Origin of the sequence: Flavobacterium aquidurense, assembly GCF_002217195.1 — a bacterium.
GTDB lineage: Bacteria > Bacteroidota > Bacteroidia > Flavobacteriales > Flavobacteriaceae > Flavobacterium > Flavobacterium frigidimaris.
Genome location: NZ_MUGR01000051.1, coordinates 1 through 13461, shown reverse-complemented (window position 1 = coordinate 13461; position 13461 = coordinate 1). Strand labels below are relative to the sequence as shown.

The following is a 13461-nucleotide window of genomic DNA, read 5'->3' as shown; positions in this document are numbered from 1 at the left end:
GTGTCCAGACGGTAGGATAGCAGTGGAATCCTTAATAATGAAACTATTTCAGAAATATAGACCACAGTTATCATCTTACCTTTCTTGGCAACACTACCATAATATTTTTGACAATATTTCTTACTACAATGATTTTAAAGTAAAAAATGTCATAACTTTAAATCAGCATAAATCAAAAGATATGACAATAAAATTGACCGATCTAATTCTAAAAGCACTGGCTGAAAATTTTAACAGCAGTGTTTCACTTGAAGAATTAGCAGAAATTGCTGGACCGTATACCTTCCTTATTGATAAACTGGCAGATGAAAGACCAGATGAACAGGTCCTGCAGTCAATTATTTTAGAAAACTTGATACTGCTACATGATCAGGGTATGGTTCTATTAGATGAAATGACTGACCGGAGCACTATCACTCCAAAAGGTCTTAAAGCTGCGGCCTTAAAGGAATTGCAATAATGTGGCTGTAATTTCTTTTAACCAAAAAAGTAACGTTTTCCTAAATAGTACATGGCTTGAATACAAACTTTTTTACAAATAAGAATTCCCATTTCATCAGAAATTTCTAGAAGATTTTTTTAATATTCCGTGTCTGGAAGCTTTAGCCTTTGAAGGATATTTTTTATTGATAAATAACATCAAAAAATTTTCAGCAATAAAAAAAACATTCTATATTTGCACCCTTAATGAGAAAATGATTGCGTGTTACTGGAGGAATGGCAGAGCGGTCGAATGCGGCAGTCTTGAAAACTGTTGACTGTAACAGGTCCGGGGGTTCGAATCCCTCTTCCTCCGCCAGTATTTAAAACCCTTAACAATCGTTAAGGGTTTTCTTTTTTTTCTACAACTTATTAGCAATTACAAAAACAAAAAAATCCAAAGTAAATAGTTTATTTACTTTGGATTTTTAATTCACGACTATATCAAACCTCAACTATTTCCTACCATCCAAATCCGCTTCAAAAGGTGAAGCCGGCAAATCTTCTTTATTATACATATTTGCCTCTAAGGGATTATCGGCCCAGGCATATCGCACTTTTGACGGATTTATAATAGCATCACTCCAAACGATAACTTTATCTCTTTCGATTACAGCATTTGCCCAAACAAACTTTCCGTCATTGCCGGCAATGGCAAATCCTTTTAATATACCGTTCTCTTTAGCCATTAAACCTGATCCTGTGTCCGTAAAACTCAGGATTAGTTTATTTTCTTTTTGTCGCATTGCTTTAAAAACAGGCCCTGAAGCAATTAGATTCTTCTCGCGATACACCAGTTTTCTGGCTTGCAAAGAAAGTCTTTTACCAACATCATATTTATTTAACGGATGAATATCGTTCCATTCGCCCAAATCTATGATAACAGCCATTCCGGTGTTGGGAATTCTTAAAACATTAAGCTGTTGCTGCCTTAATTCAGCCCAATTGCTTTCGACGGGTTCCGATTTTGGTTCCATGAAATTTGTGAGCTGTACCAAAATAAAAGGTAATTTTGGTTGTTGCCATTGTGTTCTCCAATTCGCAATTAATGTTTCCATTAATGCAAAATATTCTGATGGCTTTTTGGTACTGGATTCTCCCTGATACCACAACACTCCTTTTATCGAATAGTTTTTTAAAGGTGCAATCATTGCATTATATAATCCGACTGGTTTCCATCTTACAAAAGTTGGTGACGGCAAGGGTAACATTTTAGCTCCTAATTGATACTTCCACAATCCTTTTAAATCGAGCGTATCATTTCCCAAAACCAATTCGTAGGGCTTATCCAAAACAAAGCCTCCTTTTCCTGAATTATTAATAACGCGAACGGAAATTTCATTTTTACCCTCTTTTAAAATACTTGCATCAAAGGAATAAATTCGGGGCGGATATTGATATGAGGTTGTCCCCACAAAATGATTGTTTACAAAAACCGAATCCGCATCAACAATTCTTCCTAAAATAAGTTTTGCCGTGTTTTCTTTTACTGTCGGAAGCATAAACTCTTTTCTGAACCAGACTACTCCGTTTATACTTCCAAGTTCATTATCTGCCCAATATCCGGGAACATTCATTGTTTTCCAATTGGTATCATCTAAGTCCGCATTCTTCCAATTGTTTTTTAATCCTTCATCTGTAGTATTGGCTAACTTATACCAGTCATTGCTTACTTTTCGATCATTCTCATCGATTTGTTTTTCGAGTGTTCCGTCTTTATACTTTGAAAATTCAGTATAATAGTCCGGAAATTTCTTTACGCTTTCTTCACTGATCCAGGATTCGGCTGGAGATCCTCCCAAAGCGGAATTTATTAACCCAATTGGAATTTTATATTTTTCATAGATTTCTAAGGCGAAAAAATATGCCACGCCTGAAAACTGCAAAACACTGATCGGATTTGCCTGGATCCATTCTCCTGATGTAAAATCTTCTTTTTCACTGGCAAAATAATATTGATCGGGAACCAGAAATTGTCTGATGTTTGCATTTTCGGATTTAGCGATCACATCTTTGTATTTATCCTTCAGGCGGTCCATCGGAAGTTCCATATTCGATTGCCCGGAACAAACCCAAACATCTCCGAAAAGAATATTTTTTAAGATAATTGTATTACTGGCTTTCAAGGTCATTTCGTACGGACCTCCTGCTTTTTGTGATGGAAGTTCGATTTGCCATTTTCCGTTTTCGGCGCTAATGGTTTTGTAGGTTTTGTGGTTAAAATCTAATTCTATTTTTTCTTTGGCAGAAGCCCAACCCCAGATTTTTACTTTGGTATCGCGCTGTAAAACCATTCCGTCGCTGATAAGTCTTGGTAATTTAATTTGTGCATTGAGAGCGAAACTCAAAAATATTGCAGCTAATAGTATTCTTTGTTTCATTTGATATTTTTTTTGCCCACTGATTAAAGGGATAAAACTGATTTACACGATTTTTTTTAATCTGCTTATGTGGGGCTTGATTTCCGCCACAAATTACACGAATTATACTAATCTATACTTTGTGTTGATTATTCAATTTTACGATTTTTTTAATTTGTCAAATTGAGATTAACATTTAAAAAATTAGTAAAATTACTTCGCCTATTCCCTTCGATTGGGTCTTGGCTGAAAAAAGTATCACTCATAAGTATATAATTTCAGTTTTTGAATTTCATAATCACCAACAGATATTCTGAGATGCCTTCCCTGATGGGTTTGGTCTCCGTTAAAATGTCGGATCGTACGCCAGAGTCCATTTTCAAATTTACCCTGATCTGTTTTTAAAATTCCGACATTCAAATTTGTATTTTTTAATGACTTAAATGTAACTACAATTCCGGATCCTGCAATATAAAACTCATCAGTTCCTGCCTGAATAATAATTGCACTTGACGTTGGCCAGATTTCTTCTTTGGCGCCATCTGACCAATTTAAGGTATAATCATGTTTAAAATTAAATTCGTAATTGCCTAACCTGACAATTTGTGATTGGTTTTCTTTGTCTAATAAAACGCCGTCAATTTTGCCTTGCCCTTTATTCGATTCGATAACGGGCGTTAATTGCCTGACCAAATCGTATATTTTCCCCAGCGGTTCTTTTTTTGCATCGGCTACAGATTCAATCGAAAAAGGCGAAAAACCAATCGCTTCATAATGTCCTATTGCATACAATCCTTTGAATGGTGCGCTGGCATCAAAACGGTGTTCGGGTATAAATAACGGATTTTCCTGACGGGTAAACAGATCATTCCAGTGTTTGAATGATGGATTGTAAAAATCGGGTGCCAGAAAATCTATCGAATTTCCGGCTGCTTTCCAGATATCCATTAAGTGTGGCAATGGTCCTGCACTTGGATAATCACCCGGTTTTTTCTCCGGTGCATTTAATGCTGCATTTACGAACAGTGGGATCGAATAACTTTCTTTTCCTGCTTTGGCTACTTTATTGGTGAATTCGGCAAAATACCAGGCCATAAAAATTTCATCCGTCTGCAATCCTTTTCCGAAAATTTGTTCCCAATTTCCGGATGTTTTAAAACCGTTTTTCTTCCATATTGCTGAAAATTCAGGAACTAGTTTTGTTTTATTTTTCTGCAGGTATTTTATTAATTCTTCCGGCACTTCTTTTTTAAAAGCTGCATTGGCCAACGGATGATAATCTCTGGCAGTTGGTAACATTCCTATTTCATTTTCGACCTGTATCATAATGACTGTTTGCTCTTTTTGATCGAAAGCCTTAATATGCGCCATCAGTTTCTGAAAAGCCTTTAGATCAGCCTGCAAATTGTTTTCGCTAAAAGGCGTTAAAATTTCATGGCTTTTGCCTTTGTCATCTTTAACTCTGGGATATTTTTTCTGATTCAGTTTTACCCATTCAGGGGCATGACTTGACATACTGTTTTTCCATGATCCAAACCATAAGAAAACCAATTTGAGATTTTCTTTTCTGGCCCTGAGAATCAAATCATCTACCAAAGAAAAATCAAACTTGTTTTCCTCCTTTTCTATTAATTCCCAATAAATTGGGGTTAAAACGGTATTCAGATTCATATCCGTTAATTTCGACCAAATGGGCTCCATACTTTCCATACTGGTCGCCGAAGAATTTCCTAATTCGCCGCCAAGAATAATAAAAGGATTTCCGTTGACGATCAATTGGGTCTTATTTCCTTTTTTTTGAAGAACAGGCATTTGATTCTGGGAAAAACCAATCTGCATGACCAGCAATAGCAATAAAATAAATCTGTTTTTTGAATCAGACATTTTAATTCGTTTCATATTAAAAAATCAATTGTTTTAAGCTTTAGCTAATTAGCAAAAGCTAAGAAAAGAAATAATCCATAGTACGAATCCTTTTGAGATTCCTACTACGGATTTATTTACTAAAAAATACTTTATGGTTTTACCAGTTCGCCTGAAAAGTCTTTGCTTACGTCTTTTCCGGCAAGACCATCGGCAGCGCCTTTGTAAGCATGTTTACGAACATAATTGGCGTCCCAAAGGTTTGGGGATTCATCAGGAAGCCAGAATTCATGTTCTTTTACACTATCCGAAACACCCCAGATAGTTATACCATATTGTTGTGGTACCGGAATGTGTTTTTTATACATATCGATTACAAACTGATACATTTCTGCCTGAGCTGCTTGTTGTGCTACAGTTGGCGCATTTGTTCCTAATCTTACATCTAACTCAGAGATTTTAATCAATTTTCCTGACGCAGCTAATTTTTGAAACATCTGAACAATTTTATCTTTGTCTGTTGTCAGGCCAATATGCATCTGAGTTCCGATTCCGTCTACTGTACCGCCCTGACTTTCGATATAAGTCACATAACTGATTAAGCCATCGCATTTGTCTAATCTTGATTCCAGATTATAATCATTTATAAATAGCTTGTCTGTTGTGTTTCCGTTTTGGCGGGCTAATTTAAATGCTGTTACTGCATAATCTTTCCCCAGATATTTTGCCCACGAAAAATAATCTGTCGCGGTGTCGCCTTCATTACCGGTTCTTAATGTTCCGTCTTCTTTCATTGGTTCATTGACCACATCCCATGCAAAAACGCTTGTTTTATAATGTGTCATCATTTTAGAAATCCAGTCTTTCATGGCATCTCCTATGATTTTTGTTTTTTCGGCATCGGTTTTCTCGATATTTATTGGCGCTGTTACGCCGCCGCCAGCAGTTTCTCCGGAAGTTACTACTACATTATCAATGTAATACGTTCCCGAGGCAGCTCCCAAATCAAAATTAAAACCTGTCTCTCCTCCTTTTCCGGTAATTTTCCATTCAATCAATTTCCATGTTGTCGAAGTTGCCTGATCGCCCTGATAATTGGCCAATGACTGTGGTGTAGTAGAACATCTTACAGAACCGGGCGCTTCAGAACGAATCATATATGAAATTGTATAACTTTTTCCTGCAACTAAAGCCGAACTGAAAAGCCCGTTAATTTGAGTTTTATATTGCTCTGTAGGTGTGCTGGTTGCATTTACTACTTTCATAGCACCACTTCCTTCGTATGAATTAGCAGCACTTGCAAGACTTAATGATCCTGCAGCTCCATTCTGCTGGCTCCATCCCGTAATCCCTGAATTAAAATTACCATTCGGAATTAAATTCACAATACCCGATACAGCATCAAGATCTACAACGGCGATTGTATTTACGTCTATTAAATAGGTAACATTTGGAAGATATCCTAAATCTAAATTATACTGAAAAGTTGTACTTCCTGCTTTAAAATCTCCCGGTGCCAGTTTAATTTTAACTTGCTGCCAGGCTGATGTTGTTGCAAAAGCTTCTGTAAGACTTCCTCCCGTATTATACCAATCTTTATAAGGGTATGGATTGGCTAAAGATGCATTGAAAGAAATACGTCCCTTACCGGTTACATCTGATTTGATATAAAAAGAAATTTCATAATTATGACCTGTTACAATTGGAATATTGGGAGAGGTTAACTGCAGATTGTAAGGTTGCGCTGAAGCTGCACCTGAAGCTAATTGAATTGCCTGCGAATTGCTTGCTAAACCGGAATTTGCAACAATGGATATTCCTTTTCCAGGGTTATTTCTTGCCCAATTGGTAAACGCACCACTTTTTAAGCCCGCTACATCAAGGATATTGGTTCCGCTGGAACCCGGAATTACAGTTGGGGCAATAAGTCCGTTTAAGTAACTTGCGTTTTGGTTGGAATGCCAGACTAAAGTATGTCCGAAAACTTTTAGTCCTGCTTTTTTTGTTTCTGCAATGAAGGCATCAATAGTCGCAAAATTTATTTCGCCTTTGGCATTTACCATGGCGCCGTGTTTCATGGCATATCCTGGTGTAACCTCATCAAAGTTTTCGTTTACAATTTTTCTGTACGCAGCATCGCTCATGTATAAATCAGCACCAATTCCGTTTCCTAAAACAAAATCAGTATAGGTTTTTAAAGGTTGATATCTGCTGATTTTTTCAACTAGTTCTAACGGAAGCTCCGCTCCTGTTACTGCACCATGATCCGGGTCTTTCCCCCAGTCCATTTTGTTGTCGTCGCACGATGCTAAAATCATTAAAGACGAAGCAATTATAGGAATTATATATTTATATTTCATTTTTAGTATTTTTTTAATTACACGATTTATCTCTTTTATTAATCTAGTAGTGCCACTTTATTAATTGAAATCATTATAAACCGGTGTATCCAGTGAAACAATTCTCCAGTTGTCTGTATATACTTTTACCGAAGTCGCTTTTGCAGGAAATTCTACTTCGCTTGCAGTTCCTAAAACATCTTTCATTTTTACATCAGAATTTTCAAAATAAATTCCAAAGTTCTGATAGGTTGCAGCTTCACGATAAGCCAAAACGGTTTCAAAAGTGAAAGCTTCTTTAGACCATGCATAAAATTTATTTAGCGGAATGGTAACGGTGGTCCAGCCTGTTGTTTGAAAAGCAACTGATTTTCCGTCTACTAACCACGGAATGTAGTTATAGACAGCACCTGCCCATTCGCCTCCGTTAAAATTATTGACCATACACATTTTTAAATATCCTGAATCTTTCCAGGCATCCGGAACATAGATCTCAAATTGCAGTGCCACTTTGTCAAGCGGTGTACTTGCCGGAATATAAGGTGTTAGTTGGGTTCTCCAGTTATCAGAGCCAGTTCCTGCTGTCCATACTTCGGATTGACGGGATTTTGTATCAAAAGCTGGCATACGGGCGGGATGATGCGGTACATATTTTCCCTGAGATGTATTTCCTGTTCCCAAAGAAGCTGATTCTATATCAGTTGGCAGAATCATAGTTGGTCTGTCCCAGGAACCTTGGCTTCCTTGTCCGTCGAAATTGATTAAAACACCTTTTTTGAAATTAAAATAAGCCGGAGAATAAGCGCCTCCGTTTGAGCTCTGAACAAATATTGAACCTCCGTTGTCTGATACTCCGTTAGGAACTGTAACGGTAAAAAACTCACCGTCAGGATCAGATGTAATTCCTGTTGTTACTTCAACATTTCCCGGAAAAATGACTTTATTGACTTCGGTTAAACCCGAACCTTCAACGGTAATAGTTTCACCAGGGTTAGGCATGGTATTCGAGATTCGGTCAATAACCGGTTTTGAGGAACGAATTTCAAATGAAAACGTCGTTTCATTACTATCATTCACAAATCGAATAGTATTTCTAACAGAAGGATCTGCTTCGATTGTAGGCGTATCCGCAGAAATATTGATCAGCATTGAATTATCGCTTACAAAAACAACATTAAAATAAGTGGAATATCCATTGATATACACCTTTTTTAGTCCTGTAAAACCGGAACCTTCAATACGGATGACTTGTCCTAATCTGGCAAAAGTAACTTCTCTATCAGGTACAGTCGAATTGATGTCTTCCAGAAATACTCTGCTAATCGTTATCGCTTTACCATTAGAATCATTATTATCACAAGCAGTAAACAGCATACTAAAAACCATCATTCCAAGAAATGCGATGGGCGCCCAATACTTTTTATTTAAAATATATTTCATATTAATCTTTCTTTAGATTTATTATTTTTCGTTCTACTAGAATAGGTCTTTTATTCTTTCTTCAGTAAACTGATATGGCACAGGGTTTTCTCTCAACAACGGATTTTGAACCAGTTCAGATTCCGGATAAGGCAGAACAAAAATGGTAGCATCAATTACACCTATAGCACGTGAACTACTACTTTTTGTAGCATCAACAGTAACTGCATTTGTGGCTGAATCATAAAGAATTGGCGTAATGGTTCCTCTGTTTTGACTTGTGACATAATTTACCACTTCTTGTTGTTTGTAATAGGATCTTCTTACCAGATCATACCAATACTGGCCTTCCATACACAGCTCTACTCTTCTTTCGTGAATAATATCAGCATAAGTCAGTGTTGCTTTAGGATCAAGACCTGCACGCACACGAAGTTTGTTTATTCCTGAAAGTGCAAGGGCATCAGCTGTTGAAGCATTATTACCTAAAGCGGCTTCGGCATAGTTTAAATATACTTCGCCTAAACGCAGCATATAGGTATTTAATGCGGAGTTCATACGGGTAATTTTAGCATTGTCTTTTGTTGATCCTACTACTCCTTTTTTTACAGTAAGGAAATCACTTGTGTGATCTACAGTATAACCTCCATTTGCTTTACCAATTTCAGCATAATGATCTTTATTTCCCATCCAGGTTGCTTTACGACGCGAATCTTTAGATTCATATTCCTGTAAAACATTGTATGAAGCTCTGGTCCAATATCCCCACGCAGCATCATCTCCGGTGATATCTGAGCTTAAGGCAAAATAAGCCTGTTGCGTATTGTTTACTCCAAAATCTCCGTTAGGAACCCATTGCAATGCAAACATTGATTCTGAGTTGTTGTTGTTTTCGATCATAAATAAATCAGCATAATTAGGCATCAAACTATAAGGGCCGGAATTGATTACTTTTTCTGCCGCTTTTTTGGCCAGGTCAAGATAGGCCTGATTTCTTGATCCGCTATTTGGGTTGTCACTGATTCCTGAATAGGATAAATAAACACGTGACAGCATCCCGAAAGCACTATATCTTGTCAGACGTCCTGACTGACCTGCCGTTTCCGGAAGATATTTTGCTGCAAACTCTAAATCGCGCATGGCAAATTCGTAAACATCTTTTAATGGATTTTTATTTACAATTGGATTTTTTACCAGTTCTCTTGGGTCTGTAGAAATAATTACGTCTCCCCATAATGAAGCCAGATACCAATATGCGGTTCCTCTCATAAAACGGGCTTCGGCTATGTATTTGTTTTTAATGTTGTCATTAACGCTGCTGCCTGTAATGCCAATTATAACATTATTGGATTGCTGTACCACATTATACAAAGATCCCCAGGCCGAAACTAGTGGTCCTGTTAATCCTGTTTCTGTTAAATCTGTAAACGGATAAACATAATCAGAAAAAGGGGCGTATAAGTTTGCCGCTCGTCCGTCGCCTAAACCATAATAGAATTTATCATTAAAATCAAACCACACTTTGTTGTACAACGGACCTGTGGCTGCCTGAAAATCAGATTCGGATTTATAGAAATTCTCTTTAGTAATTCGATCTTCGGGTTCAACATCTAAAAGATCACTACAACTAGTCCAAACAAGTGGCAATGCGATCAAAAGAATCTTGTAAATTATTTTTTTTGTTTTCATCGTTTGTAGTATTTTAGAAATTAACATTTAATCCAAGTGTGGTGATTATCGGCGACGGATAACGTCCGTTATCAATACCGGTCAAAAGAACATTTTGATTAATCGATCCTACTTCCGGATCGTATCCTTTGTACTTTGTAAATGTCAATACGTTTTGTGCGTTAGAATATACTTTGATATTAGAGATACCGTATTTAGAATATAATTTCTTTGGTAAATTATACCCTATCGAAATATTTTTTACTCTTAGATAGGAACCATCTTCTACAAATCGATTACTCAAACGATAATTAGAAGCCGATGATGCAGATGAAGCACCAATTCTTGGCATATAAGGATCTCCGCCCACAATTTGTACGTTGCGGTAATCGTTTGGTCCGTTTGGATCAATCAAATCCAGTTGTGCATATCCTAAAGCTGATTTTAATAAATTAGTATTTTCGCGTGGATTTTCTAACCAGCGTCTTTGATAATTTAAGACATCATTACCATAAGATCCTGTCAATAATATGTTCAGATCAAACCCAAGAAATGAGAATGTATTTCCGATACCAAAAGTAAAATCGGGTGCCGGATTCCCTATATATCCCGTATCTTTTTCATTAATAACACCATCTTTATTGACATCTTCAAACATATAATCTCCTATCCAGACTCCATTTTCACCAATCTGCATTCCTTCCGGCAAAGCAGTTGGTTTTACTACTCCATCTTTATCTTTATAATAAAAATCAGTAGCTTTCTCAAAACGTCCAATTACTTTATAACCGTAAAACTGACCTATAGGCTGTCCTACTGCGGTACGTGTTACTACGGTAACATCAGAACCTTGCTGTAATGTCATATTATAAACTCCTGATTCTGTATTCAATGCCAAAACTTTGCTTCTGTTCATAGAAAAAACGAAACTCGATTTCCAGCTAAAATCATTTCTTTGCATGTTTAGGGTATTTAAAGTAAATTCAAATCCCTTGTTTTCAAGAGCTCCAATATTGAATGTTGGAGGTGCTGTAGAACCTTGCCCTGTTGTTCCGGCATAGGCAGGAAGCGCTAAATCGAGTAACAATCCGTCTGTTTTTTTGTAATAAACGTCTGCAATAAGTTCGATTCTGTTATTAAAAAGCCCAAGATCTAAACCAATATTGCTCGATTTTGTTTTCTCCCATCCTAAATCAGGATTTGCCGTATTGGTTGCAATCTGACCACTTCCCCAATTGGTTGCAGAAGTACCATAAACAGAGGTATAAGCATAATTAGGAACACTTTGATTCCCCACAATACCCCAACCCAATCGCAGTTTCAGGTTATTGATCGTTTTATTTTCTTTTAAGAAATTTTCATTAGAAACTTTCCAGGCCAAAGCTGCTGACGGAAACCAATCCCAACGATTGTCTTTGGCAAACTGAGAAGAACCGTCTCTTCTGATGGTACCGGTTAGCAGATATTTATCATTAAAGGAATAAAATACTCTTCCAAAATAAGAACTAAGGGCTCTTGTCCAGCTTCCGTTTGAGTTTCTTGCGGTTGTAGGGTCTCCGGCATCTAAATCTGTTGCTCCGTTTGTAATGTATCCCGAACGATATCCGTACAGATTTTCCCAGCGCTGTTCCTGCATTTCCTGACCTAACATTACGTTTACGTTATGCACGCCAAAAGTTTTGTTGTAGGTTAAGAGATTATTCCAAATCCAGTTTTGACTAAGCGATTTTGTTCTTGTACCTTCTCTAACATCATTTACAAGTGCCCCAAAAGTATACGATGGATTAAAGGTATAATTATTACCAAAACCATAATCCAGAGAGTATTGCGATTTAAACTTTAAGCTTTTAGAGAAACCAATTTCAGCATATGTATTGGCTCTTATTCCGTAATTTTCGTTATGATTGTCTCTCATTAAAGCTAAACCTAACGGGTTATTCTGTACAAATTCTGTTGTGTCAGGTCCGTCGAATGTCCCGTCAGCATTACGCGCAGCAACATTTGGAGTTTGTTTAAGCGCAGTAAGGATCAGTGAACCGTCTGTAAATGTTGTGACTTGCTCTGTTTTGTTTAAAGCCATATTGACACCAAGTTTCAAAAAGCTTTTTACCTGTGAGTCTATCACACCTCGAAGATTGAAACGATTGAATGATGAACCAATGGCAATACCGTCCTGATCTAAATATCCAATTCCTAAAGCATAAGTTGTATTTTCAGATCCTCCTGAAGCAGATAAATTATAACTCTGCATCATAGCGGTGGTAAACAACTCGTTCTGCCAATCTGTACCATCTCCTAACAAATCCGGACGAATAAAATAATTGTCACGTTGAACAATTCCTAAATCGGCACGGGTATTTTTTAATGTTCCGTATTCTCTAAGATTAAGAACCTGTAATTGTTTTGGAATTTCCTGCCATCCTACATAACTGTCAAAGTTCAGGGTAAGTTCTCCTTTTTTTCCGGTTTTGGTTGTAATCATAATGACACCATTCGCTGCTCTTGATCCGTAGATTGCTGTGGCTGAAGCATCTTTTAGAACATCCATCGAAACAATGTCTGAAGGATTTATCCCCGCAAGCGGATTCGCATTCATAGAACCTGTAGCGCCATCGATAACCACACCGTCGATAACATAAATAGGCTCATTAGATCCTGTAATCGAGCTTATACCACGAATACGAACTGAAGAACTGGAACCTGGCGCACCATTATTTTGCTGAATGTTAACCCCGGCTGCACGTCCCTGTAAAACCTGATCAATAGTGGTCGCTACAGATTGTGCGACTGCTGCACTCGAAACAGACGAAACAGCACCGGTAAGATCACCTCTTTTCATGGTACCATATCCTACTACCACAACTTCTTTTAAATTGTTGAGGTCTTCTTCGAGCGTTACATCAATTTTAGTTTTATTGGCAACAGCAATTTCTTTTGCTTTGTATCCGATAAAACTATAGACTAAAATTCCTGTAGCAGGCGCTTTAATCGTATAAGTTCCGTCAAAATTTGAAATTGTATTGATATTACTTCCCTTTACAATAATATTTACTCCGGGTATTGGCCCGCCACTATCCGAAACTGTTCCTGATACTGTAGTTTGAGCATTTACCATAGCAGAGAATACTAACATCAGAATCAGGAAACCCAGATTTTTGAAGTATTTCGATTTGCTTTTAGTAATTAAAAAGTTAGTCATAAATAATTGGTTTAATAAGTTAATAGTATGGTTTAGTTAGTTTTTATTTATAGACTTATAAGTTGGATTTTTACGCTTGTAAAATAGCATCCTTTCTAAGCCATTATTGAAACAAATATATATAAAAAACAAC

The 13461-nt window shown here is 37.0% G+C and carries 7 protein-coding genes and 1 tRNA gene; 2 read left to right on the top strand and 6 right to left on the bottom strand.

The annotated features are described in order from the left end of the window. A partial coding sequence (locus B0A67_RS21845) for a hypothetical protein (protein ID WP_207557375.1) occupies window positions 1-460 on the top strand: 460 nt, incomplete at its 5' end. Window positions 461-711: 251 nt separating this feature from the next. Then, window positions 712-799: transfer RNA gene (locus B0A67_RS21840), tRNA-Ser, on the top strand. A gap of 136 nt (window positions 800-935) precedes the next feature. Here B0A67_RS21840 and B0A67_RS21835 read toward each other — a convergent pair. The 6 genes from B0A67_RS21835 to B0A67_RS21810 all read right to left on the bottom strand — a co-directional run bounded on the left by B0A67_RS21835 (window position 936) and on the right by B0A67_RS21810 (window position 13328). Continuing rightward, entirely contained in the window at window positions 936-2861 is a 1926-nt protein-coding gene (locus B0A67_RS21835; RefSeq protein ID WP_072965084.1) for a sialate O-acetylesterase, read from the bottom strand. A gap of 237 nt (window positions 2862-3098) precedes the next feature. Continuing rightward, window positions 3099-4724: a GH35 family beta-galactosidase gene (locus tag B0A67_RS21830; RefSeq protein WP_089069577.1), complete on the bottom strand. Its 1626-nt coding sequence runs from the start codon at window positions 4722-4724 to the stop codon at window positions 3099-3101. 131 nt (window positions 4725-4855) lie between these two features. Continuing rightward, window positions 4856-7063: an endo-1,4-beta-xylanase gene (locus tag B0A67_RS21825; RefSeq protein WP_072965082.1), complete on the bottom strand. Its 2208-nt coding sequence runs from the start codon at window positions 7061-7063 to the stop codon at window positions 4856-4858. Window positions 7064-7123: 60 nt separating this feature from the next. Continuing rightward, a complete protein-coding gene (locus B0A67_RS21820) occupies window positions 7124-8482 on the bottom strand; it encodes a glycan-binding surface protein (protein ID WP_072965081.1) in 1359 nt (452 codons plus the stop codon). Between the two features lie 36 nt (window positions 8483-8518). Continuing rightward, entirely contained in the window at window positions 8519-10150 is a 1632-nt protein-coding gene (locus B0A67_RS21815) for a RagB/SusD family nutrient uptake outer membrane protein (RefSeq protein ID WP_072965089.1), read from the bottom strand. Window positions 10151-10163: 13 nt separating this feature from the next. Further along, window positions 10164-13328, bottom strand: a complete 3165-nt coding sequence (locus B0A67_RS21810; RefSeq protein WP_089069576.1) for a SusC/RagA family TonB-linked outer membrane protein — start codon at window positions 13326-13328, stop codon at window positions 10164-10166. Window positions 13329-13461: the final 133 nt, after the last annotated feature.